General features: G+C 41.1%; 16 protein-coding genes. 6 read left to right on the top strand and 10 right to left on the bottom strand.

The window, feature by feature from the left end:
• Positions 1–6: 6 nt before the first annotated feature.
• The 4 genes from B5Y40_RS23620 (at position 7) to B5Y40_RS23605 (ending at position 3,108) form a co-directional block, all read left to right on the top strand.
• On the top strand, positions 7–879 hold the full coding sequence (locus tag B5Y40_RS23620; RefSeq protein WP_079689986.1) for a helix-turn-helix domain-containing protein: 873 nt from the start codon (positions 7–9) through the stop codon (positions 877–879).
• 122 nt (positions 880–1,001) lie between these two features.
• Positions 1,002–1,910 carry a hypothetical protein gene (locus tag B5Y40_RS23615; protein WP_245840741.1) on the top strand — a complete coding sequence of 303 codons (909 nt, stop codon included), beginning with the start codon at positions 1,002–1,004 and terminating at the stop codon, positions 1,908–1,910.
• A 365-nt stretch (positions 1,911–2,275) separates the two neighbouring features.
• Positions 2,276–2,731, top strand: a complete 456-nt coding sequence (locus B5Y40_RS23610) for a MauE/DoxX family redox-associated membrane protein (protein WP_079689347.1) — start codon at positions 2,276–2,278, stop codon at positions 2,729–2,731.
• 110 nt (positions 2,732–2,841) lie between these two features.
• Entirely contained in the window at positions 2,842–3,108 is a 267-nt protein-coding gene (locus B5Y40_RS23605; RefSeq protein ID WP_079689346.1) for a DUF6520 family protein, read from the top strand.
• 58 nt (positions 3,109–3,166) lie between these two features.
• Here the strand turns inward: B5Y40_RS23605 and B5Y40_RS23600 are convergent, their stop codons facing one another.
• The 4 genes from B5Y40_RS23600 to B5Y40_RS23585 are packed head-to-tail and all read right to left on the bottom strand — an operon-like array spanning position 3,167 to position 9,509.
• Positions 3,167–3,571 carry a response regulator gene (locus tag B5Y40_RS23600; RefSeq protein WP_159453799.1) on the bottom strand — a complete coding sequence of 135 codons (405 nt, stop codon included), beginning with the start codon at positions 3,569–3,571 and terminating at the stop codon, positions 3,167–3,169.
• Between the two features lie 10 nt (positions 3,572–3,581).
• Positions 3,582–4,931, bottom strand: a complete 1,350-nt coding sequence (locus B5Y40_RS23595) for a RagB/SusD family nutrient uptake outer membrane protein (protein ID WP_159453798.1) — start codon at positions 4,929–4,931, stop codon at positions 3,582–3,584.
• Between the two features lie 28 nt (positions 4,932–4,959).
• On the bottom strand, positions 4,960–8,157 hold the full coding sequence (locus B5Y40_RS23590; protein WP_079689343.1) for a SusC/RagA family TonB-linked outer membrane protein: 3,198 nt from the start codon (positions 8,155–8,157) through the stop codon (positions 4,960–4,962).
• 41 nt (positions 8,158–8,198) lie between these two features.
• A complete protein-coding gene (locus tag B5Y40_RS23585) occupies positions 8,199–9,509 on the bottom strand; it encodes a TlpA family protein disulfide reductase (protein ID WP_079689342.1) in 1,311 nt (436 codons plus the stop codon).
• Positions 9,510–10,029: 520 nt separating this feature from the next.
• Between B5Y40_RS23585 and B5Y40_RS23580 the strand changes: the two genes are divergently transcribed.
• A complete protein-coding gene (locus tag B5Y40_RS23580) occupies positions 10,030–10,560 on the top strand; it encodes a helix-turn-helix domain-containing protein (protein ID WP_159453797.1) in 531 nt (176 codons plus the stop codon).
• Between the two features lie 245 nt (positions 10,561–10,805).
• Here the strand turns inward: B5Y40_RS23580 and B5Y40_RS23575 are convergent, their stop codons facing one another.
• Genes B5Y40_RS23575 through B5Y40_RS23550 form a run of 6 tightly spaced genes read right to left on the bottom strand, consistent with a single transcriptional unit; the run spans position 10,806 to position 22,508 of the window.
• A complete protein-coding gene (locus tag B5Y40_RS23575; RefSeq protein ID WP_079689340.1) occupies positions 10,806–12,293 on the bottom strand; it encodes a class I SAM-dependent DNA methyltransferase in 1,488 nt (495 codons plus the stop codon).
• A 2-nt stretch (positions 12,294–12,295) separates the two neighbouring features.
• Positions 12,296–12,916: an HNH endonuclease family protein gene (locus tag B5Y40_RS23570; RefSeq protein WP_079689339.1), complete on the bottom strand. Its 621-nt coding sequence runs from the start codon at positions 12,914–12,916 to the stop codon at positions 12,296–12,298.
• On the bottom strand, positions 12,913–14,448 hold the full coding sequence (locus B5Y40_RS23565) for an AAA family ATPase (protein WP_079689338.1): 1,536 nt from the start codon (positions 14,446–14,448) through the stop codon (positions 12,913–12,915). The genes B5Y40_RS23570 and B5Y40_RS23565 overlap by 4 nt, the downstream gene beginning before the upstream one ends.
• Positions 14,449–14,453: 5 nt before the next feature.
• Complete coding sequence (locus tag B5Y40_RS23560) at positions 14,454–16,364, bottom strand: restriction endonuclease subunit S (protein WP_079689337.1); 1,911 nt, start codon at positions 16,362–16,364, stop codon at positions 14,454–14,456.
• Positions 16,352–19,687, bottom strand: a complete 3,336-nt coding sequence (locus tag B5Y40_RS23555; protein ID WP_079689336.1) for an AAA domain-containing protein — start codon at positions 19,685–19,687, stop codon at positions 16,352–16,354. The genes B5Y40_RS23560 and B5Y40_RS23555 overlap by 13 nt, the downstream gene beginning before the upstream one ends.
• 1 nt (position 19,688) lies before the next feature.
• Positions 19,689–22,508 (bottom strand): type I restriction endonuclease subunit R, encoded by a 2,820-nt coding sequence (locus B5Y40_RS23550; RefSeq protein WP_079689335.1) that lies wholly within the window; start codon positions 22,506–22,508, stop codon positions 19,689–19,691.
• 387 nt (positions 22,509–22,895) lie between these two features.
• Between B5Y40_RS23550 and B5Y40_RS23545 the strand changes: the two genes are divergently transcribed.
• On the top strand, positions 22,896–26,927 hold the full coding sequence (locus B5Y40_RS23545) for a hypothetical protein (RefSeq protein ID WP_079689334.1): 4,032 nt from the start codon (positions 22,896–22,898) through the stop codon (positions 26,925–26,927).
• Positions 26,928–26,937: the final 10 nt, after the last annotated feature.

The following is a 26,937-nucleotide window of genomic DNA, read 5'->3' as shown; positions in this document are numbered from 1 at the left end:
CATTCTATGATTAAGCGAAGTGTATTTAAAAGTAATCTGAAAACTTTAGGATTGATGCGTGCTAACGATCAAAGTCTTGACGCCATTAATGATGATTTTTATAAACCATACATTAAAGTCTTGTATCTGCCGAAGGGCTATAGCCTGACAGTGGATTTCAATACATTTACCACCAAGCAATCAACTCTTTTCTTCATCAGTCCAAATCAATTTCTCCAAATCAACCTGGCTGGTCCGGACTCCGGCTACTTCATATTCTACAATAGGGATTTCTATTGTATTCAGATACACGATGAGGAAGTTGCATGTGATGGTCTTTTGTTCAATAACATAGCTAACATGCCTATGACTACGTTGACAAAAGATGAAGATTCATCTATAAAATATCTTTTTGACCAAATAGAGTTTGAATTTAGCCTCAAGGATGCCACTCATGAGGAAATGATCCGGACTTACTTAAAGCAATTGTTCATTAAGTCTGCCCGACAATGGAAAAAACAACACCTCGGCAAGATTGTAGCGCAGCAACACAATGAGCTGGAATTTTTCAGGAAGTTTACGCGCTTGGTTGAAGAACATTATAAGTATAAGCACTCCGTTTCAGATTATGCTGAAATACTTTCAATGGCGTCCAAAACCATAACGCATAGATTCAAGAGACTCAATCTTTTGCAGCCAAATGAGATCATTAAAAATCGGCTGGTGTTGGAGGCCAAGCGATTACTTGTTCATACTTCAATGACCGCTAAGGAAATTGCCTTTGAGTTGGGTTATGAAGATCCGGCATATTTCAGCAGACAATTCATGATAAAAACAGGAAAGTCTCCTTCAAGTTTCAGAGCGAAATTCCTTGGCCAAAATGCTGAAGCAACGACATGACTTCTAGTAAGAACCTAAGATTTGTTTGAAGCTATCTTATTTGAATTAGATTCATTTTACCTGAAAAACACTAACCTCATTTTCCCTTTAATCACCCAAGTAATTCTATAGTATATCTTTCTATGACAAAACTTCTTTTCACTGCTGTATTCCAATTGATCTTTACAGTGTTTGCGCTGGCACAGATAACTCCAAACCCCAATTCAGGTCTTTCAACTCGTGTTTCAAGTGCACCAGAAAGTGTATTCAAAAGTTTTAGAGATGCCGGAATGAACCCTACAAATCATGAGTTGACAGGGGAGGAGCGGTTGAAAGTTGAAAAGGCGTTCAGATTGCTTCCACCATTGCATAAGCAAGTGCTAGATGCCTGGCTTCACAATATTAGTTTCATGGACAATATGCCCAATACAGCACTTACGTCAAGGCTGGAAGGTGGAGATTCTGCGAAATTCAATATTACTTTTAGAGCAGGTATGCTTAATGAGACTATATCCGAGTGGGCGACGAAGAAAGAGAATACCATTTATTATGATTCAATTGATACCGGCCACCAGGTAAGTATCGATGCAGGGCAAATGGACGCTATCGTTTACGTGCTGCTGCATGAAGCAACGCATGTAGTAGATGCAGTTTTGAATATAACACCACATCCGGACCAGCGTGATGCGCTCGTATCACCCACGTCTTACACCAAAAACATCTGGTTCAAAATGAATGTTCCGGATAACAGATTCATAGATTCAGTATTGGAGAAAACTCTCTTTCGAAATGGCACTAAGGTTTCCAAAGCGTTAGCTCCTGAAATCTATCAACAGTTGGGAGAAACTCCATTCGCATCTCTTTATTCATTAGCATCCTGGTTTGAAGATTTAGCGGAAATGGAAACTATTTATCACCTGACAACAAAATTGAACCAGCCATTTCGTATTGTGGTCAAATTGAATAACAAAGAAATTGTCAGCTATGAACCTATGAAAAATAACCTAATCAGGAGGCGATTAACCAACCTAAGGCGATTTTATAATGTTTAGTTGTCCTTGTTCATATCGTCAGCGATCAAACCCTGAATCATTGCCACAACGATACAGTCGCCATGCTTAGCTTTTAAAAATTTAATACGCATGAGTTTCTTGGGCATTGGTTTTTGCATCTCCTGTTTTTTGGGAGTGAATTTGGATGACTTAGTATCGGTTTGCCCTAATTGCCATAGGATGCTTCATAAACTTTATTGACGGAAATTTCCTATCCCTTGATCAATTGCGTGATCGCATAAAGGGGAATAGGTATAGTTCAAGAAACTGAGATCGATTTTTCAGTTGTTGGTAGGGTATACGCTTTGGCGACTGTTATAAAGGTAAAGAGGCAGTTGATATAGTTTTCCCTAAACTCTTTACCGATGATTCGTAAAATTCCAGTTGAGTCCATCGTGGCTCTCCTTGTAGCACTTTTTGTTTATACGGCCCTAAGCAAGCTGATTGACTTTTCAAAGTTTTCAAGCGAAATCCATAATCAACCATTACCTCGATGGCTTATCAATATACTTGTGTTCGCTATACCGGGAAGTGAAATGATCCTGGTTGTGATGCTGCTTACAAAATCAGTCCGTCTATACGGATTACTTTTTTCTTTTGCACTCTTACTGGTCTTTACCATCTATACCGGACTGATTTTAGTACGGTCGTTTGATTATATACCCTGTTCATGCGCTGGTATATTTAGCAGTATGTCGTGGTCAACGCATTTAATCGTCAACGTGGTATTCACCACATTGGCTTTGCTTGGATTTCTTATGGAGAGAAGAAGGCACAAGAATAGTTTGCCTCCTGAAAATATTCGCGATACGTCTGCCTGATCAGCAGACACAGGGGAACGCCGAAAACCTGTAAGAGAGTAGGCACAGTTTCCTCAAAGTTAAAAGACGTTTTGATGCTTTTTGAGTGTTAAAAAAGCAATCCAATAGTTATGAAAAAGCTGCTTCAATTGTTTCCTGTCTTCGCGCTTGTGTTAGGCGTTTCACTTGCCTTTGCCAATGCGCCCCGTAGCGCTGACGCTTTTGCTCAGACAAAGCGAGCCAATCAAAACGGCACATGGGTAGACATTACCGGACAGGTCCTGGGCACAGACTACCGATGCCCGTCCAGTTCTATAGTGTGTACACAAATGTTCGACACGAATGGAAATCCTATTGCCGGAACGGAGGTACTTGGGACGTATACCGTTATTCCTTAACCTAAACGAGAAGAGCAGCACAACGCTGCTCTTCTTTTTTAATATATACTTTTTTAATCTAATTGAATTCTATCTCGGCCAATGATTCAAGCTGGTCAGATGAAAGCGGCTTGCTAAAGATATGCCGCGCACCGAGTGATCTCGCCTTTTCATGTTCGGCAGGATCAAGGGAAGAAGACACTACGGCAATGACGACACGGTCTTGTTTTCCCTCCAGGCAATCCAGTGCCTTGAATTCCCGGATGAAGTCAAAACCATTCATCCTGGGCATATGAAGATCGAGCAAAATCAAATCAGGCATACTTACCAGCCCTCGGCAATGATCTTTCACTATTTCCAGGGCTTCACTTCCACTATAGGCTGAATATACTTTGTTACTCCACCCAATGGTGTTGAGTAGTTTTTCATAGATAAAGTGGTTTATACTTTCATCATCCACCACGAGTATAGTTTTCTTATCCATACTCATTGATTCATCGCGGATTCTGTTCTACTCCGCTGAAGGTAATTTCATCCACCGGTATAGGATATACATACCTGTTGTCATTAGGAGGGAGTGAATATATAGCTCCATTCAACTTTCGAGTCAGCGTCCGTTGAAAACGAACATCCTTGTTAAGTCTTCGTAAATCCGTCCATCGTGCGGGTCTAAATACAAGTTCTTTTTGTCGCTCCGAAAGAATAATATGCAAAAGTGCTTCTTCACTGCTTTCCGTAATAGGAAAATAGGTTCCGGCTTTCCAGCGTTTGATCAGGAGTGAATTCAAATCTTCCAATGCACCAGCAACGTTTCGATTTCTTACTCTTGATTCTGCTCGCACTAAATAAAGTTCGTCAATACCTACGCCAACAAATAAACTGTACAGGCCCGAGTAGTGTCCTTTGAATGTATAGCGATTTACGCCGCGATTTCGAAAATATACTTTCTTTCGTAAGTCGTTCTCATCGTATTGATCGAACAATAACGTATCAATAAAGGCCTGAGCCGAATAGGGGAAGGAATAGTAATTGGACACTGAGTGAAAACTGATTTCTTTATTATACTGTGTGATGGGAAGGCGCGATTCACTATTAAGGTCGTTGTAATCCAGCAGACTGTTATCGATGTCGAGAGATTGTGAGGTGTATTTTTCAGCGTCTGTATAGTTATTCATAGCCAGGCTTACAATGCCATGTAATCCTTTTGCAGTTGCTGTCGTGGGTTGCGTACGAGAGGGGACAACAGCAGGTAACAACGTTTCTGCTTCCGTTAAGTCAGCAATGATTTGAGTATAGGTTTGCTGGATGTTTGAACGGGTAACGGGCGTATCCACATCCGAATTGAGACGCAATGGAATACCCGGCTGATCTATAGTTTCATTGCTATAGGGCAGACAAAACAATTGCGCTAACTGATAGTGCGATATAGCGCGATGAAACAACGCTCTTCCCTTAATCGTTTTCCACTGCGCTTCATTACCAGAATTCATCGGGATGTTTGACAATGCATCCAACACAGTGTTCGCATAAAATATTTGCCGGTAGGGATAAGACCATTCGGTGAATGATTCCTGGCCACGGTATATATCACTTTCCCAGGTATAGCCAAATTGCTCCACCGGATCAGTAAATCCCTGCCAACCTTCATCCGTCATAAAGAAATCATTTACACCCAGCACTCCAAGTCCGGGACCTATATTCATAACGCTAGTATTGTTCAGGAGTGCTTCCAGATCGGAGAGCGTAGAGGGAACCACCAGCGACTTGTTGGGTTTCTTTTCAAGATAGTCGTCACTACAGGAAATAGTTAGTGTCCATAATAACATTATATAATATTTTTTCATGATCATTTCATTTTTAGGAATGAGACAATTAAAAATTGATTCGGACGCCGAAGGCGATGGAACGGGATGGCTTCAACGTTGGATAGTCCGGATCGATGCTACCGGGAGCCGCTTTCCAGATGATCCCTATATTATTTATATAAGAGTATATCTCTACGCTTGCAAAAGGGAGTTTCTCCACGAATTGCTTGTCGAGTGTATAGCTTACGGAAATATCTTGTAGTCGGATGTGATCACCTTTTTCAACCAATGCTTCCGAGTAAGTATAGATCGACTCCCGGTTATTGTCGAAGGTTGTTGGCATGGATGGAACATCGGTATATAATTCGTCACCCGGATTTTGCCAACGAAGTCCATAATCGCCATGGCTGGCATATCCATTGAGTACCTGATTATATAGTACCGATTTCTTGCGGAAGTAATAGCCTAGCCGATAACTGATATTTAGGGAGAGTGAGATATTTCTCCAGGCGAATGTGTTTCGGAGTGAACCATATACCGTAGGTCTTGCTGATCCATGGTATATCAGTTTTTCGGGAGTGGTCGTACTCACAATCGCACTATAATCCGTACTGGGCAAGCCATCCATATATCCTTGCGGATTGCCAGTCTCCGGATCGAGCCCGGCCCACGCATAGCTATAGATCGCATAAAGAGGTTTGCCTTTTAAGGGGGCAAAAAATCCCGATACCCCCGGACCATTCTGCAGCAAAGAAGAGACTGGTGTCTCCGATTCATAATCAGTAACTTTTTCTTTGATAGTGCTAAAGAGCAGTGTCGTATTCCACGTGAATTGCTGGTCTATATTAAGAGAGTTCATGACGAGATCAATGCCATGGGATTTTGTCGAAGCAAAATTCCCGGTAAATGTGGTCACGCCGGAGGAAGGAGCAAAGGACCTTGTGCCGATCAAGTCCTTCCCTGATTTGTTAAAGTATTCAAGGCTTCCGTATATCCTACGGTTGTGGTTTTCGAAATCAAGTCCCGCGTTATAGATATTTACCTTCTCCCATTTCAAGTCAGGGTTTCCCGGATTTTGAATGACACTATACGGCAAGCCTGTTGTCTCATCGTACCCCAGACTATAGGCTGTTGTAAATGCGGAGGTTTGTTTATTGATATTTCCGTTGGAACCGTAGGTTACTCTCAGTTTCAGATACGGAAGGAACGATGACTGATAGAATGCTTCTTCGCTGATCGTCCATCCCAGTCCGGTTGACCAGAGTGGTACAGACTTCTGATTGGTGCGAACCCCGAACAGGTTGGATTGATCCCTTCGTGCGCTCCCCGATATACTATATTTTATTTTATAGGTATAGCTGGCATTCGCGTAGTAAGAAATGAAGCGATCTGTCAGAGAGGCTTGTGCATCGATGTAGGGAATTGTTCCACCTGAGAAGGGCGCATCATAACGATAAAAGAACCCCGTGTAGTTGACGTGCTGTGTGGTGGCTAACGCATCATTATATCCATAGTTTCTTGCAGTCGATTCAATTGTATTTACTTCACGTGCTTCATATCCTGCCAGGGCACTAATCGAATGATCGCCATAAGTTTTGTTAAAATTTAATTGACCTCTTACGGAATGATTTTCCGACTTCGCATGGGTCAAGTCCAGGACGCCTCCTATAGGAATAGGCCGTGTAACCAAACCGTCTGCATCGGTACTGCTGTAACGGTTAATCAGATTTCTCGCAAAATACGAGTTGTCTTTATGTAGTATTCTTCGCTCACCATTTCCTTGCCAGTACTGATATAGTATCTCTGCGTTCAGGCCCTCTGCGATACGATAGTTAAGCGATGAATTGATCCGGTAGTCGGTAAGTTTAGATTGATTGTCCGTTGCATCAATCTCATCCAGCGGTGAATATTGCCAATTCAACAACCCATTTTCTTCAGCCTGTTGAATAAAAGAGAGCCTGTGATCTTTTGTTATAGGTATAGAATTGCCATGGTCATCTTTCAGTCTGGCATAGGTATAAATAGGGTTGCTATTGTTGTAGGTGATCGCAGAGGTACCTCCGTTGTTGGTTTGTGTATTATTTTGTGAATAATATATACCTGCGTTTATAGTCAACTTGTCCTTGAGTACCGTCCATGAATTATTAAGGTTTAAGGTGACGCGGGTGTATTCATTGCCCTGCAGGTTATCCAGATTCTTATCTATACCTACAGATAGGTAATACCGGTTCATGGTGTTTCCACCATTGAGATTTACAGCGTATTGCTGGTTGACACTTTTGCGATATAGATACGCGTCATAGTCCTTCCGTATATCCTGTGTCCCCAAGACTGCTAACTGATTTTCCAGATCTATATCAGAGAGTAAACCATCCCGGTTTGCAATCATCAACTCAACGGCAGGTGTTAATGGACTGGAATGAGAAGTCTCTGCTGTGGTATAAAATCCTTTTTCGAAAAGTCTTCGTTCGTTTTCAATCATTTGGGTTGATGACATTTTGGATTCATAAAACAGATCAGGCTTTTGTGTGATGGTAATGTTTGAATTGATGGAGACGATAGGTGCCTGATTTGAGCTTCCTTTTTTTGTAGTGATCACAATAACTCCATTGCCAGCACGGGCACCCCAGATTGAAGCTGCCGCAGCATCCTTGAGTACCGTAATACTTTCCACGTCATTGGGATTGATTGTATTTATATCTCCTTCATAAGGAAAATTGTCAATAACGATGAGGGGCTGCGACTGCGAGTTGATGGTACTCATGCCGCGTATGGAAATGTCATTCGTCTTTCCTGCAATATTCCGGTTGAATATCAATCCACTGGTGACGTCTTCCATTCGTGAAAGCAGATCTGTGCCTACACGTCTGTTGAGAAGGCGATTGTCGATCTGCACGAACGATCCGTTAACACGTTCCTTCGGGACTTGCTGATAACCTGTAGAAACGATCGTGACTTCTCCCAACGTTGAAATATCTTCTTCGAGTTTGATTTCAAAATTGTCCGGACCGTTGGTCGGTATCTCTACCGGCTTATATCCTATAAATGAAACCATCAACGTTTGGTTGTCGGATACTTCCATGGTAAAGTTACCATCCGAATCTGTTGATGTACCCGATGTAGTCCCTTTCACAATAACATTCACACCCGCGAGGGGAGTACCATCACTGGAAGCGATGACTTTTCCGGTGACCGTCTTTTTCTCTTGCGCATATAGTATAGCCGCGCAAAGAAGAAAACTATAGGATAGTATATATTTTTTCATAAGCTCGATTAGTTAGGTTCAGGTATAAATAATAAAAGATGTTAGCGGGCATCGCGGATGACCAGCATGTCTATTGCTTTAGTCTTGTAGACAAGGTCCAGATCATACTTCCGCAGTTCTTTCCGGATGCTTTCGATGTCTGATTGATTTGCTTGAAGTGACATATCTACATTGCCGATATAGCCTGTATCATCAATCACCGGGATGCGAAGGAGTTGTAGCGAGTAGTTGAGGTTCGCTACCAATAGCTGGAGTTTACAGTTGGTAATCGTGAACTCGAAATGGTCAACGTTGAATTTCTGTGGCTTACCACTTGTCTTTATTTTATCGTTCGATGATGTTCGAACCAGTGCCAATACTTTTGTGTCGCGTTTCTCCAGGGAGGCGGTATATAGATTAAATATTCTGGCAAGATCTTCCTTCATCATCTTTAGAAAATTCTTTGAAATGGCATTGGGCACCATGAGTTCGTAGCAATACGAGTTTACCTTTACCCAGCTTAGCAGCTGCTCTGCTGATGTAGTGCGATGATCTGGATATACCAGCTTGGAGGTATCGGCTACCTCCACGATTACCCGGTTGTCTTTGATGACTTGTTCATCGGTACTGAAAGCATATGCATAGAGCGTTTTAAGACCGAGGTTCGTGCCGGTTATCCGGGCAATTGTATTATCAGGATACCTAAGTACATCAATACGGGAAGCGAAACCTTCTTTATAGCCGAGAACTATACTTTCATATCGAAGATCTTCCGGAGCAATCTGCACTGGGTTGAACAGTAAAGGTAATTCCCTGTCGTAGGGAAGAATCTCAATGTCCTTTTTCTCTTTTAGTGCTGATGTAGAAGAAGCAATCATTTTACTGATGTTGTCAGCATTCACCTCGTTGTGTCCTGTTATCGCTTTAACTTTCCCTTGCTCATCAATCCATATATAGTGTGGTATTTCCTTGTGCGGAAAAAGCTTGCGCAGTTCGGTATCACTTGTAGCCATGGGCATTTTAATATCCCGGAGGTGAGCGGACTTATTGAAGAGCTTTATGACTTCTTCCTTCGACTGATAAGTGATGGGTAGAATTACTGCTTTATCCTTGAATGCTATATTTAGCGAATCGGACTTAGGAAACATAGATATACAAGGAGAGCACCAGGTTGCCCAGAAGTCGAGTATAAGAAGTTTACCTCTATAGTCTGATATTTTAGCCGTGCCACTCGGAAGGTTTAGGATGTTTGTAACAGTTATATCAGGAACGTAATCGCCAATGGCTAATCCACTTCTCGGGGAAGATAATGATTGCGCTGCTGCACTAACAAAAAGACATAGCAGTGCCAGACAGCATAAAATTCGTTTCATGCGTATTGATTTTTAGTTAAGAGAAATGAGATAAATAAATCCGGTGATGCACCGACACTGAAGATGGATGCCGGGCATACACCGGACAGGGCTCCATTAACCTAACTTGGAGGACGTTTACAGAGTAAGAAGATTCGTTCTGATCGGCTCATGTTGTTTACTGTTTAATTGTACAGAAACTTATGAGCGCCTATTGTAAGAGGGATACCCGTTCAAAAAAATATGGCGTGGAACCCAACTTACTGTAAGGAGGTACTGGTATACCTGGAAACGAATAAGTGAGCCCACGCCAATGGCGTGAGCACCTCACTTATTGCCTCGTTTCCGTTGAAAATTACCAGTTTTCCTTACGAGACGCTAAGTGCGAATGCGTCAATTTCTTGAGAATTCGCTAAAATAATTTAATTCAACCAACTACTCCAATTCATTCATTGAGTTGCTAAATCAAATATAATAAAATAATCGGAATTCAAGTATTTTAGTAGATAATATACGATTAATATTGAAAGCACCTTGTTGGGTGCAAAAAAATAATGATAAGAACAGTCGTAAAAAGTTCGCTGACCGGCTTAAAGCAATTCGAGAATCTGTAAATCTTTCACAGGAGCAGATTCATTACGCGACAGGAATTATACAGACACATATCTCAAAGATTGAATCTGGAAAAATAAGTATTGGAATAGATACTGTATCTACACTCTCAGATTTCTTTGGCGTAGAGGATTTCCAACTGTTTCAGTATGATGAACCGATTCCAGATCCTGATTTACTGAGGAAAAATGTTCATAAGTACCTATTACTCCACGACATCAATCCTCATGTTTTTCTTAAGAAGAGTCTGATGTACGCTATCAGAGAAAAGATTCTGAACTCAAAATTTATGGATACTCCTAGACTCACGAAAGAAATTGCTGGCCATTTACATGATAAGTACGATGTAAAATTTACGACCACGAGAATTTCTGATGCGCTTGAAGAACTAAGGAGGAAAGGACTTGTTGAGAAACTGACAACAGACAAGAAGTCAAAATTCCAGTATCGAAAAGTTTAAATGAAAAGTGAGACTTTTCTAAAGTCGGAAAAACCACTCATCCATTCTCCTTGTAACACGTAACACATCCAAGCATCATTAAAAAGCTCGGATCGGAGCAGCGTCTAAGTAACTGTGTGAGGGATTGACAGGTGATCTATAGTTGAAAAGCTATCGATCTAGGTCAATTATGGTATTAAAACCATTACATTTAAATATACAGCTACTTAGACGCTGCCACCCTTGTCAAAATTTTTGCTTATCATTTATACCTTTCTGTTTAGGGCTGCGACAATAGTTTTAAAACTTTCCAACCCGGCTTCCAAATTTTCAATTATCTCGTTTGCCAAAACATCCGGGTCGGGAAGGTTATCAAGATCGGCAAGGGAATTGTCTTTTAGCCAGGTGATGTCTAAAGAAGTTTTATCCCGAGCGATGATTTCATCGTAGCTGAATTTTCGCCAACGACCGTCAATGTTTTTCTCACTCCATGTTTCTTTTCGCTTCTTTCGATTAGTCGGGTTATAGCATTTGATGAAGTCAGCTAAGTCTTCAAATTTCAGTGCGTTCTTTTTGAGCGTGTGATGAATGTTGGTTCGGTAATCGTAAACCCAGAGATCTTTTGTGCCTACATTCTTAGTATTGGGGTTGCCATCGAAAAACAAAACGTTGGCCTTTACGCCATGTGCATAAAATATTCCAGTGGGCAGACGAAGAATGGTATGCAATTCTGTTTTTTCAAGTAGTGATTTTCTAACCTTTTCACCAACGCCACCTTCAAACAAAACGTTGTCTGGCAAAACGACCGCAGCTTTACCATCGGTTTTAAGCATGCTGATAATGTGTTGCAGGAAATTGAGCTGTTTGTTGCTGGTTGTTACCACAAAATCCTGACGGTTGTAAACCAAGTCCTCTTTTTCTTCTTCACCTTCTTCATTGGTGATGGTCATGCTACTCTTTTTACCAAAGGGCGGATTGGCCAAGACATAATCGTACGTAGTTTTTGGTGCTGAGAGTAATGCGTCTTCTGCAGAAATAGAACTATTAGAGTCTATATCTCCGATGCCGTGAAGGAATAAGTTCATCAGCGCGAGCCGCCTGGTACTGGCTACGATCTCATTACCAAAGAAGGTCGAGTATTTTAAAAATTTACTTTGTGCTTTATCCAGTTTGTTCTGCTCAACAATGAAATCGTATGCTGCTAAAAAGAATCCACCGGTACCGCACGCAGGGTCTGCAATGGTCTTCATAGGTTCGGGACGTATACAAGCGACCATAGCCTTGATCAACGCACGAGGGGTGAAGTATTGACCAGCCCCACTCTTTGTATCTTCTGCGTTTTTCTCTAGCAGACCTTCGTAGATATCGCCTTTGTCTTTCACACCCATCATTAGCCATTGCTCACTATCAATCATCGCTACGATTTTGCTAAGCTTGGCGGGGTCCTGGATTTTATTTTGACTTTTGGTAAATATCTGTCCCAGTATTCCTTTTTCTTTTCCAAGCTCTCGAAGTGTTTCCGAATAGTGCGTTTCTAACTCAGCGCCTTTTAATGGAACAAGCTTGCCCCATGTGTATTTCTTTGGAATAGAGAAAGCACGATTGTGTGGTGGCTTGGTGTATTCGTCAGCCATTTTTAGAAAGAGCAAATACGTTAGCTGCTCTAGATAATCTCCGTAGCCTACACCATCATCGCGGAGGGTATTACAGAAACTCCAAACTTTACTAACTATTGCTGAATTGTTGTTACTCATTATTAAAAATTGAATTTTAATATATCCAGAACGCGTTGCTTTATCGCTTGCCTATTATTGTACCTTGCTAATCGGGTTTCGAACATAACCTGCTTCGCACGGGCAAAGGTGTGTGCTTCCGAATCCAGTTCGAATAAAGAAATAGAATATCTTCCTTTATTGCTTACAGCAGAAATCAGGATTTTAAATCTTCCGGTTGACCAACTATAGTGGTGCGTTGGATCGTCATTATAAGGATGAACAATTTTGAAAGTACAATTATCATAATTCGTCAAGTCAACCTGATCCAACACATCATCTTGCCCCTTCTTAGATGAGCTATTGCAATATTGACAAGCAATGACTAAATTTTTTGGAGTAAATATGAATTCAGTATATGCAGGGCGTCTAGGCCCTCCTTTTTTTGCAATATGATCAATTTCCGCTCTACCACCTTCATTTACTTTCAATCCACAATAGCAGCAGTTACCATTTTGAATGGCCAAAAGTTGAGCATGGATTTCTTGTTTTATAGGTTCAACATCATTCCTGTCCCAAGCTCCTGGTTGAAACGGGAAGATTGCCTGTAGTAGCAATTCCTGTGCTTGAGTGAGTTGAAAAGTAGCGGGTATCTGAGAAATCATATCGTTTTCAAATATGAATTTGCTTCTTCAATGACAACGTTTAATGGATCATTTGATGTGATACTCAACGATTGAATTGAATTGAGTATTTCTTGAATACGATTTTTGTCTTTTGAATTCTCAGAGATTAAGCCAAGCAAATCTGTTAAGTCAGCTTCGATGAAATGGTTTCTGACAGTTTTAACTTTAAAAATATTGTACAATATTTCCTCTGCTGACCATCCGAATGTATCCTGCGGCATTTGTCTTGGAATTATTTCATCCTTTTCACGGCTCATCGCTACGATTGTAGAATTTTCAGATTTGAGTCCCGAAACCAAAAAATGCGAATGAGTAGTAATAACAAAATGACTGGAATAGAATTTGGCAAAGATCAGATTCAAAAACTCCATATACTTCATTTGCCAGTTAGGATGCAAACTCACTTCTGGTTCATCAATGAGAATCAAAGAGTTTTCTTTTATTGATGCTAAAAGCCCCACAATCGTTGAGAAAAAATGATATTCACCGGAACTACTTTCTTCAAGCTCATATTCATTGCCCTGCCTCCTGAGAGTTATGGATGGAAAGGAAACTAAATCAAGTTTGGTTAAGTGCTTGATCATCTCATAGTCTTCTTTCAAAGTATGTTGTGAAAGCACATCGTATCCAAAATAGAGTGTTCTGGACTTCTCATGTATTGGTTTTAGCTCTAAACTCTTTTCATTGCAAAATGCAGCGATTCGATCTAGCAACGCCCTATCTGTCTTAATTTTCTGGAAGTAATCATAGCCCCAAGGTTTTCGATTTTCGTCTCGCCTTGTATATTGAGTAAAATTTGCAAAAAACTCATTAATAAACTCTCCTGATAAATTTCCTGCAAAAAACTTTGACCTATATTTTGGGATGTAACTCACATAAAGTGAATGCTGCAATCCGAGGAAATCTAAAAGATCAATCAAACTTGATCTGAAAGTCTCCTCATCAATAGATTCAGTCAACAGTTCGATAGTTTTTCTCACATAGGTTCTTGTTCCGGCAACTGACGATGTTCTGCGTATTCCCAGGTATGTGTAAATGGGAAATATATCATCTTTAAGCACAGGAAATTTATCAGTTATCATCAACGAATTAGCAATGATCCTTTCCGGAAATTCGATTTCGTTTGGTATTGTTTCGATTCCTTCTTCCGTCTTTACCTCTTTAGAAAAATGCACTGGATTGCTTCCGCCCACTGCTTCTAGATCCGTGCCACCAACTTCAATGAAATTGGATATAGTATAAAGAGCACCATTCATCTCGTACTCTAGTTTGTACCTCCCGGTTATCTCTCCTGAATAGTTTAAAACATTTTTTTTTGCGTAAGCAATTCTAAATATTTCGACAATAAATTTTAAAAGATAACTTTTACCAGTACCGTTTGGCCCAATGATTAATGAGAAGTATGGTCGATTCGGCTCAGCCTTATTTTGATCAAATAGATCCTGGAACCCAACACCGAACGTCTTGAATACTTTGTTCTTCTTAAAAAAAATGTCTTTTAATCTGAACATGGTTCTTAGATTGATGTCTTAGGTTTAGAAACAGTTTTCCCTACTCCAACAGGCACCATCTCATGCTTACGTAGCCAGTGTAATGCATTAAAGAATTTCTCTCGCTCAATAGTCAATTTTCTTTTTGACCAATTCTCTCTTGATTCGTAAACGATCTCTTCATCTGTTGGAGTTCTGCCATCGAGCAGAAGATTGTTCCATCCGGCATATACGGTTGCAATGACTTCCGCATGTTCGAGTTCGAATGGAAGAAAGGTCTGAATTAGTTTTTCAATTTTATTCAGGTCTTCAGTAGGTAGCATTTCTTTAACGCGTTTGATGATCTTCGGCATACCAGATTTTGAAACATACGTTTGACCGATATGAAGCCTCTCCGTACGAAACCAGCCTGCCTTTGCAGCACGACTTTCTACCTTTTTAAGGTGCGGATAATCATCTGGCCCGGCTGCGTCTTTTCTGGGATTTCGGCCAAGATCAATTCCAATATAGGCCTCCACAAGATGCGCGATCTTTTCACCCTTTACATGACTGAGTTTAAGATGATGTTCAGGTGATTTTTCATGAGCATCGATCACCATGGCAAGAATGCCTGCATGCAGGTCAGTATCTTTGATTCCGGCAATGACTTTCAGAAAATGTGTATCAGTCTCTACGTTGTTTTTTATCAGTGGTTCAGTTACAATGGTGAGTTTTTCTACTGATTTCGAAAGTACTCGAATGTCTTCACTTTCTACTTCAGTAAGTAGCTTACCCTCAAACGCCTTCTTCAAAATGCTTTGCCGGAGGGTTTCGGCCTGAGATAGGCTTTGGTTTATAGTTTCTTCTACTTTATCACATACACTCAGACGGCTTTCGATTTCTAGAACTATTGACTTTTGTTCTTTTATCATCGGAACCGGTAACAATATTTTTAAAAAACCTTTCTGAGTTAGATTTACACCGCTGTCGCTAATTCCCGTTTTCATTTTCCCTATTTCCTTTGAATACTTAGGAGTATTAAGCAATATTTCGAGATACTCAGGGATGACAACTTTTGGATTTACTTTGATCCTATAAACCTTATCACAGTTTAGTAACTTAGAGCGGGTTTGCCTCACCATACAGCACACACCTACTCTTACCCTTGGACCTGCTCGTGTGATAAGAATATCTCCTACTTTTAGTTCATGTTGCATTCGGGGTTCAAGATTACCTGGCAGCATTTTATTTTCACCGTCAAGGAAATAGCCTGCTTGAACAGCTGTGGTTTTGATTACCCCCCAAATATTTTCATTGGGAGAGGGTTCATTATGACATCTCGGACTCCAACCTTGATCCAATGAATCTATAACGTCTTCAATTGGAATATTTGCTTCTCCTTTTATTGCGAGGTTGAACACAGCCTGGCGGTAAACTTTTAATTGCTGCTGTGCGAGTTCTAATTGTTGTTTGCCTTTGTCGAGATCGCTGAGGAGTTCCTCTATTTTGGAAACGATAGCGCGTTGTTGGGTGATAGGCGGTAGTACCATATCAATTGATAGCAAATCTCGTTTCGCTAGACTTGGTATGGTTGTGCTTTTATCCAATGCATGAAAATTAAATCCTTTACAGAAGTAAAAGAGAAACTTTCCAATAAGTGTGCCTTTTGGACTCAAACCAAAGGCTGTGTCCACATTCCAAAATTTTGTCGAAACATAAATCGGACTGTTAATAGTCCCCTTTCTTCCAATAACCGTGGTACCTTCATTGCATAAGTATTTATTTGCATAGCCAAAAATTCCACTGCTTCCATAAATCGGATACTTACCGTTTGGATCAAGTACTTCAGATTGATTCTTTCCATTAATAATGTCGCATACCTCTCCTAACTTAACCCATTTCCATCCTTGAGGTAACGTTGATTCACTTGCATTGATTTTTTCTATTACCCTTTCCATTCCTTAATCTTTTCAATACACTGTTTCATATTATCTCTCACCTGGTAAACCCAAAAGCGTTGCACATTCCAACCTAACTCAATCAGTCGTTTGTTTCTTAGTTGGTCGCGTCTCATCAGCTCGCCATCCCAGTTACGATGATATTTTTCACCATCTACTTCAATGTTCAGTTTTCGGTCGCCATCGATAATAGCAAGGTCAAGCGAGTACTGTCCCACCTGATACTGTGGTATAGTAGGTATGCCCGCCCTGTACAATGCTTCGTAAAGGTACTTCTCCCAATCAGAAATCATCACCCTTGTATTTACTTTCGGATATCTTGGGCCATTGTCAGTTACAAGATTTTTATTGGTGAGTGGCTCTCTGTTTTCCAGTTGATTCACGTATTCAACGAAGCCCTTGTAATGCGAAATACCAGAATGGTAACACACTTGGCTATCGCCAACCACAATCAAAGCCGCGCGGGCACGGGTAATGGCTACGTTAAAAAGATTGCCTGTCCTTTTCAAGAAACTTACTGCACCTTCTGTAACTCCTATGCTTACCACAGATGAGAAGAGTATAACATCTCTTTCATCACCCTGAAACTTATGCACGGTGTCGCAAAGAAAATCTCTCAGCATCAGCCTATCGGCCAAGTCTTTGTTTTGGTTGATCTTGTCTTGTATACGTAAGTGCTGAGCACGGAAAGGTGTAACTACACCGATAGATCCCTTGTATCCATTGCTTACCAACCTGCTTAACTCTTTCACCACTTGTTCAGCCTCCTGATCATTGTAGGAACTACCTGTCTCCGGTCGTACGCATTTACCTTTCACATCGAGCCATCGCACTACGGGTTCGTTGGGAATGGACTTTAAGTTTTCATACTTGGTGGCAACGCGAAGGGTATTCTCGTAAAAGGATTTGTTTGAATAATTGATAATGTCGGCATGCGAACGGTGATGATCGCGAAGCACGATAATATTTTCAGACTTGCAACGGGATGCTGCCAGGCGGAACAATGATGTAGACGCATAACTCCAACCCATGTATTGTCCATCAAGCCCGTATTTCTCCAATAGGTGAATATCCTGCGTTTCACTGATGGCGCTGATGTGAGTAAGTTGTTTGTCGTCACCAATAATTACGGCACGTTTTGCCCGGTATAATAAAGGCAGCGCAGATGCGATATCACACTGACTGGCTTCATCGATAATAACCAGGTCGAAGAAGCCCGGCTCCAGCGGCACACGGCCTCTTGCCGATAACGATGTAACGGCCCAGGCAGAAAGTACATGCATCAGCTGAGGTTGGAGAGTATAATACTTCGACCAAATTCCTCGATCCGGCTGCTGATTCTTTTCCTGCGCAGCAATGATCAGGTTTAATATAGCCACATAGTCACCGATTACTTTGCGATCGTTTTGCGTCATCCGGCTAGGTAAAAGTTGCAGCCAGTAGTTCCAAAGATCAAGTGAGTTTGACACGACCTGATCAGTTGCCTCCTTTTCTTTTAATGACAGCGCAAACAGATCTTGTGCACTATTGAGCTGAGCAAGACTAACAAAGTATTTCTTTATCTCTTTTGCCTTACTATTTCGAATAGAAAGATCAGACAGGAATTTTTCGTAGACATGAATGGTGAAGTCATCAATGGGTGCCAGTGGCTTTGAAACACCTAATGAAGAAGCGTGCAAAGCAATACTATCCATATACTCCTTCAGTCTTGTAAACCTTGATTTGCTAAAGGACTTCCAGAAAAGTTTTACAAAGAATGACTGTTTCGTTTTATCTGCCTGATCTAATTTTACTCTTGATCCTTGAATGAGCGGATCAAGATTGTTTAGCTCGTCTAACTTCAATGACTCGCAAGAGGCAAAGAAATCTGAACCGAGTTCTTCTCGGTAGATCTCAACACTGCTTTCAATTCTATCAACATCATTCCGCAGTTTGACAACATGCTCTTGCTGTTGCTTAATCGATTCAATTTGCTGAAGGAGTCTGTCGTGTATTTCCTTGGCCTCCTTGTATCTCGATTCATCATCTCCTGAGGGACGTGCTGAAAGTAATCCTGAAAGGTATTCCGACAATGTAACTTGAAACTTGGAACCAAGACGTAACATTACCTGCCTGTTGGTTAAGGCATTTACGCGATCGTTGACAACATCTACGGCTTTGTTGTTCTTACTAGAGAACAAAACGGTTTGTCCCTGGTAAACAGCATTTACAATTAGACTGGCGACTACTTGAGATTTCCCTGTGCCCGGAGGTCCCGTCACAACAGTAAGTGGAGATGCCAATCCTTTCAGAATGGCTTCACGCTGTTCCTCATTGAGCGAAATGGGTTCGATTAACACTTTATCGCTTATAGAAGAGTCGCCAACAGAATCATTAATCCAACTTCCAAGAGCTGAATTATTATAACTGCTTTCTGGAATTTTAGATAAGTCCTTAAGGTCCTTTTCGAGACCTACAGTATACTTTGACTTTTCACCAATAAATATAGCTGCAGCATTATATATACCCGGCTTAGTTAACGAAGCTATCGTTTCTTGCTTCAGTTTTGCGATATCCAATGCGTCATTCCATTTCCAATCGCTTTGTAATTGTTCAAGGCGCTGAAACATTTCGTCCAAGCTTGGTTTATCTTCCGGATCGTTATTGATACCTAACTCTTCATAGAGCTCAACAATTTCACTTAGCAGCTCTGCGCTTGAATTGACTCCTGTTATTGATTCCAGCGCTTTCGGGTTTAGTACCGGGTCATCATCCGTCAACCTGACAACCCCGTCTTTCAACGCATATTCTGTATCCACTGAAAAAATAAAGAGTGGCTCGGCCATCAGATAAGAATTACCATTCTTTGCAGTGAAACTTCTAATCAGCATGGGATAACCCAACTTAAATACAAAGCTGTTTTTGTCTTGCTTCACCTTATTGAGCAAATGATTTTGTATTCGCTGCGTTGGACCTTGTTCTGATGGGAAGGAATTTATTTGCGAGTATTCGAGACTAAATTGACTTGATGCAAAGACTGAAATACCAGCATCCATATCTTTCGAAATGCACTCGAGGTAGTAGTAAGATAATTTGGAGAGAGGAGTTTCGCTATTTGCGCTGGAAGTTAGCCTCTCAGTCGAACCATTTGACTTCTTCCTCAGCGACCATTGATAGTTTTTATTTTGTTCAGCCTTATCGCGCAGCTTTCTATGAAGTATTGAATTAACCGCAGTCGTATCCACTTGAACTTCATATTTTGACGCAAGTAACAAGACAATTTCCTTCGCCTTTAACGGCTTGCCCTCGGTAAGAACTTCGATAATCTTTTCTTCTAAATTCATATTAGGCTGCTAACGATTCATTGAGTTCATCCAATATTTTTTCATAGTCCTCTCTGAACAGCTGGTAGTACTTACCCAATCCACCGGCTGCGTTAAAAGGACTTAGATCGAAATCTTCAGTTGTAATGTGAAAGCTTGCAGCCACGTAATCTTTGATCATGCGTAGCCATTGCATTTGCTCTTCAGTAAACTTGAGCGCACCGGCTTGTTTCTTAAACACCCACTCCTGGAAGTTCTTGTCTACAGTTCTATCAAAAGCGGTAAGGCTCTGGTCAATTCCACTTACGGCTCTGATCAAAGACACTAGTGCGATCAATTCATTCTTAGGCGATCCATTACTTTGTCCCAATTGTTCATAGGCTCTCCAAACATGCATGGGTGCCAGCATCGGTTTTTCTGCTTTCAACAACTCGTACACATCCTTGATCATCGTATACGTAAGCTGTCGTCTGCGGTAAGGTTGACTGTAAAAGACTTGCAGAGCCGTAATTTCATCTTTATGCGTTTCAATCCACTGTGTGAAATCTTTAATGAGCGTTTGAGCTTTCTCCGTATTGTCTTTATCCCAACCCACGTTTACCAGTTTATCCGGATTGATGTGATCAATTACCTGCGCATGAGCTCTTCTTACATTCTCAATATATTCATTGAGATCGCCATTAAACACATCAGCTGCCTTGTCTTGCAATGCCGTTACGCGCTGTTCGTATTTCTCGTCTTTCAGCTTTGGCGCTTCACCGGCAAATTGTTGCTCCACCTGTGCGCGTATATCAGCCAAAGTATCGGGATTAAATGCATTAAGCAGTCCCTTCACTACTTCCGTAATAGTTTTACCTTCGGCTTTTTCCTGGAACGTGGTCTTCTCCTTTTCTGTGATTTGCTTTTCGAGCCGAGCAAGTCTTCCGGCTAATGAAGTAAACAATTCTTCATCGCGTGCCCCTACAGTAATAGCTCCTAATAAGTCCTTAAGTGGTACACCGGGTTTCTTCTCCAACGGCCTACTATCAGTCTTTAAGCTTTTCGTAACACCAATGGCATCGATAATCACAAAATGGTCTTTAGTAAATTTGGCTGTGGGGGTCACTTTACGGAGAGTATCAAGATCGATAGTACGCGTGCCGCGGCCTTTCATCTGCTCAAAGTAGTTTCTGCTTTTTACGTCACGCATAAAGAGCAAACACTCCAGAGGCTTCACATCAGTGCCCGTGGCAATCATATCCACCGTTACAGCAATACGGGGATAATAATCGTTTCGAAATTGAGCTAGTGTACTTTTAGGGTCTTCACCTTTTTCAACCACATTGCCCTTGTCATCTTTTTTATCCTTTGTAGTTCCGTAAGTGATTTTTTTACAAAACTTATTCTCCTCAGCAAACTCCTCACGCACAATTTGAATAATGTCATCTGCATGTGAATCAGTTTTGGCGAAAATGAGTGTCTTCGGTATTTCAAATACACCGTGCTCATCAACACGATCCTGAAAAATATGAGGCAGATGTTCTTTAAAAGTTTTAATGATCAATCGTATTTGATTGGGATTTACTACCTCATTATCCAATTGCTTGTTTGAATAAACTTTATCTTCATCCAGTTGCTCCCATCGTTTTCTACGTGTGTCTTTCTCGCGATGATCTACGTATTCGCCTTTCCATACGACACCACCTTTTTTAGATACTTCGGTTTCGATCAGGTACACATCGAAGCCCACGTTTACTCCATCCGTTACAGCTTGTTCATGCGTGTACTCACTCACTACATTTTGATTAAAGAATCCGAAGGTACGATTGTCGGGTGTAGCGGTTAGACCGATGAGAAAACTATCAAAGTAGTCCAGCACTTGCTTCCATAAGTTATATATACTACGATGGCATTCATCGACTATAACAAAATCAAAGAACTCAACGGGAATCTTTGGATTGTAAACTACAGGTACAGGCTCGCGTTTTTCCCACGCGCGTGATTCATTCGGATTTGTTTCTTCCGCACTTTCATCAAGCTCCTCATCTTTAAGGATGGAGTAAAACCTTTGAATGGTTGATATATATACCTGGTTGTCGGGCGAGAATGTTCCCCTTCGCAGACGTTGAACTCCGTAAAGCTCTGTGAACTTCCGATTATCGTCATTGGGTACATAAGCCATGAATTCCTGTTCTGCTTGCTCTCCCAAATTTTTTGTATCTACCAGAAAAAGAACGCGCTTCGCTTTGGCAAATTTTAGCAAGCGATAAATGAACGTGATGGCCGTAAAAGTCTTGCCCGAGCCCGTTGCCATTTGGATAAGGGCTTTCGGTCTATTTTCCTTAAAGGAGGTCTCAAGTTTAGTAATGGCATTGACCTGACACTCGCGTAAGTCGTCCGTATTAAGTTCGGGTAAATCAAAGAATCTGGCCCGCAGTGTTTTTTCTTCACTAAGCCATTTTGCTAATGTCTCCGGTCTATGAAAGTCGAATAAGGTTCTCGATCGCGGCTTCGGATCGCGGTAATCAGTAAATCGTGTTACTTCTCCTGTGCTTTCGTATCCGAAAAATAGAGGATCGTTGTTAAGATACTTCAACTTGCCGTCTGCGTATCGTTTGGTTTGATCTTCAACCTGAAGTAGTCTAACACCCTCCTCTGCCTTTTTAGCTTCGATCACACCGACAGGTTTCTTGTCGATGAACAAAAGGTAATCAACCGGACCCGTTTCTGTTTGATATTCCGTTACAGCTACCCCTAAACCGGCCGATAAATTGATCTTAGTTTTTCGCTGAACAACCCACCCACAGTCGATCAACATCTGATCGATTTGGTCACGCGCGATTTGCTCAGGGTTTTGGTTCATGTTCAAAAAAAAGCCCACCTTCCCCTTAAGCAGGAGATGTGGGATGGGCATTTCGAAATTTAGGATTTAAACTTCTAAGTATCAACAGTCAGCCTATTTGATTCAGCCCACGACTGTAAGCCCGCCGTGGATGTGGAAATTTTTTTCGGAGTTTTTCTATAAATCCACAGTTAGCATATCAGGGCTGCGCAAACCCTTCCGGCATTCGACTTGAAAAAAGTAATGTATATACCGCTCACCATTGAGCCACCCGTACCGGTCTAAATTGGTTGACCAGTATAAACATAACATCCGATTTCTTGGATTTTTGTGTATTTCAAATCACGTCCCTGGGGGGATAGTTTATTATTTAGTCAAGAATTTAATTTGCATTTATACGACTAACCTATGTTACCTGTAAAGTTGCTGGCCGTGCTATGCCTAAGCATTCTATTTAATAATGCTATTGCTCAATTTGAAATTCCTGTAGACCCATTTACCGGTAAACCCTCCATAACCATTCCGCTTGCTAGCGTTGATAATAGAACAGTATCACATCTAATCGCTTTGTCCTACAATGCCGATGGCATACGAATAGACGAACCAATCTCAAATGCCGGACAAAACTGGAATCTTATTGCAGGAGGAGAAATATATAGGGATTTAAAAGGTCTTCCTGATGACTTTTCCGTTACCGGTGACTCTAGAACCGGATGGCTTTTCAATTCTAACGCTTCAACCATTGGGGGGTTTGCTTATCCATCTGATGGTACGGCAATGTCTTGTACAACAGAGCCAACGGTTTATAATTTTATCGACGCACTTAAATATCAGCGAGACACTGAACCTGACATATTCCGCTTTAGAACACAAGGCTTGTCGGGATCATTCCTAATTAACAATACAGGCGGTGTTTCCAATGTTAATTGTGTTCCCTATCAAGATGTTAAAGTTATTCTTACGCGGCCTACGTCTAAAGAAATTACACAAATTGAGATTATAGATGCCTCGGGAACACGGTATATTTTTTCCTTACGAGAAATGACTACCCGTAGAGCAAACAAAGATGCCAATACCAGTGATCCTCTATACTTTGCTAAGGATTATAATTTGTACAAGACTCAGTTAACCTATGCATCCTCATGGAAACTCACACAAATTATAAGCCCATTTTCTGAAACAATTGACTTTACCTATACGGATACACCGGAGTTTACCTATAGCAATGATGTCGAAATTCAAACAGCCTACACCACCACAGGTTTTGCAGTCAAAAAATTATATACTATAACTGAGAAAACCATTAAAAAAGTTTTAACTGGTGTTTCATCATTAGATGAGTCAGTCGTATTTAATTATAAAAGTAATGACTATACCAATGACTATAAGCTTCTATCAAGTGTTTCCGTCAATGAGATTCGTAACGCGATATCAACGTTAAAGCGATCTTGGCAACTTGACTATGTCCAAGCATCTTATTCACAAGAATATCAAAATTTATTTGTTCGGCCCTTTCTGATAAGTGTCACAGAGCAAGACGCATGCAGGGCTCATCAACCCTATAAATTTTCATATCAAGGTCTATCCGGCAATATTGTGGCTGTGAGTCCTTACCGGTCGAATTCACAAGATATTTGGGGGTATTCAATGCCAGGTAACACGTCCAAATTTCCAAAAGTTTATGTCTATCCTTCATCTTCCAATGCTTCTCGGATAAGCTTGTATAAAAGAACTGGAATTTCAGACGAAATTATAATTGATGGAGCCGACAGGTCGCTGAATTCCACGCCGGATATAGGGGTGCTTAAAGTCATAAATTTTCCTGGAGGCGCAGTTAAAACGTTTACCTACGAGTCCCATGTGTTTCTTGAACCAGTGAGCAATACTAGTATCACTGGAGGTGGCTTGCGTATCAAGAAAATCCAATTACATGACGGCGTATCCTTTCGAAATGATATCGTAAAGGAGTATGAATATTTAGCTGCTTCGGGCACTACAACAAGTGGAAAAATACTGGGACTTCCTTCATATTCCTTCGCATCTGCATGTTACGCAGATCCCCAAAGCGGTGTAGTTTCTGACTATACATCTCTGTCTGGATTGTCTGCTGCTGAACAATGGAGAAGATTAATCATCAGAACTTCAGAAGATATAGGTTCAACTGAATCTTCTATAGTTTATGAGCGAGTCAGAGAAAAACAGCAGGGCGCTGGGAGTACAGTTTATGAATATGAGATTCCTAATACATGGAGTGCCTTACCTTCAGGAGATTGGAACTCGACCTATTCACATATTGCCAGAAGCGCCACGTGTTCACCTGCAGGTGTAAATTTGCCAAGCTACTATACATTCCCATTTGCTATGCCAACCCCCTATGATTATGCACAAGGGTTAGTTAAACGGATCCAATATTTTGCGGAGGGTCAAAGCAATCCTGTAAAAGAAACGCTGTATACCTACGTAGATAAGAGCATAAACGGTACCGCTATAAAAGGCCTTGATTTTGATTTGATTCCAGTCAATGGTAGTAGCTATTATTTTATGTATGGAGCCTATACAATAAATGCAGATAAGACAAGAGTCATCCAGCAGGTTCTCGACAGGGTTCGAGATCGCGTAACGGTAACTTCTTACCTTGAGAACTCCACAAACTTTGCCTACGCCAGTAATCATATACTGCCGGTTAACATTACTTCTACAAATAGTGATAATACACAGTATATAACCCGAATCAAATATGCGAAGGACTTTACTGCAGGCGGTGCCGGAACTTCAACCGATGGTCAGGTGCTTTCTATTGACGCATTACTTGAAAAAAATAGAAACGCTACATTAATCGAGCAGACCGTTAGCACTATTCCTTCCGGTGGAACAGAAAAAACTATTAGTGGTACGCTGACTTTATTTGAAAATATAGGGACAACTAGTAGTCCAATTATAACACCATCTAAAATACTTTCCTTGGACGCTGGAGTTGGTATCAGCGGTTTCTCAATGTCGAGCATTACCGGAACTACCTCGAGGTCTTTCCAGCGAAATGTAGCTTACAGGCCTATTGCAAATTATAAGTACAATAGTAAGGGTGACATGATGAGGAGTGAAAACAGTAGTCGCCTGGTGCAAAGTATACAATACGAATCTCAGACAGGAAATGTCGTCGCTCGGATTGAACAGGCGGAAGCGCACGAAGTGATATGTTCTAATTTTGACAACCTCACAGGATATGAATTCGGACTGCAAGGAAGCTTTTCATCTGACCAACTCAATGCTGTCGGGAGAGATAACTCAAAGGGGCTGGGGCAAGTATATAGTACAACCCGGTACTTGAGAAAAAATCTTATAAAACGTCCTGGAAGTAAATACAATCTTTCACTATGGTATAAGCCTGGCTTGTCAACAGGAACTCAGAACATCGTGGTCACCATTAAAAACACTTCCAATACGCAATTGCTGACATCGTCTTTTCCTGTTACAAATAAGAATACCCAGGAGTTCAGTTTTATTCAAGGTACTGTAGATCTTAGTTCTATCAGTAACACAGAGGTAATTGTAGAAGTATCTTATTCGGGACCTACCGGAACACTAGGTGGAGCTATGTCCATTATGGATGATGTGTTATTTTATCCTATAGACTCAGAGGTGAGTATCATTACAAATGGATCTATACATGGAATAACTTCTACGGCATCAACGAGGGGCGACTATCAGGTTTTTAATTATGACCCCAGTGGCCGGCTTAAATATAGTAAGGATAAAAATTTAGATATAGTAGCCGCGTACCAATATAAAGACTGGTTACCAACAGTGAGTGGCGTTACTGGTAATGCATCAATAGCTCTGGAAACAGAAATACTTGATAACAAGGCTACTATTTTAAAAGCTATAACCGGATGCTTGGATGTATCTTCGATTGAATGGAAAGTTGAACCTGCTGGTTCAGCCTCTGGTGTTTTTTTTACAGGATCCAATGACCAGCCTTATACATTTGCCTCTGCCGGCTTTTATGATGTTACCTTGAAAGTTTCACATTCAAGTTATGGTAGCTATGAAATCAAGCAATCAAATGTCGAAGTAAAGTTGTCACCGCTAACAGTAAGTATTTGTGCACTTGGCGGTACAACGATTGATCTATGCAGCGGTACACCTATTATTTCTGAAGCCTGCGGCGGAACATCTACGGGAATTTCATCGACCATATTTAAGGTTCAGAGTATGGCAGGCTGTCCTGTCGGGGCAACCTATACTTACCGATGGCAAAAGCGTCCTAACGGATCAGTGGACTGGGCCTACTATGGTGCATCGGATGCAAATCTGTCGGTTAACAATATTGCATCTTATGATATTCGCTGCGTAGTTACCTCATCTTGCGGCAGAGTAGGATACTCCAATGTAAAAAACATCATCGTTTATCGCAGCAATACATCCTGCTCACAACCATAACAGCTCAGCA

The sequence above is a fragment of the Ohtaekwangia koreensis genome, from assembly GCF_900167975.1.
Lineage (GTDB): Bacteria > Bacteroidota > Bacteroidia > Cytophagales > Cyclobacteriaceae > Ohtaekwangia > Ohtaekwangia koreensis.
Note: the sequence above shows the minus strand (reverse complement) of the source record. Positions and strands in the feature narration are given on the sequence as shown.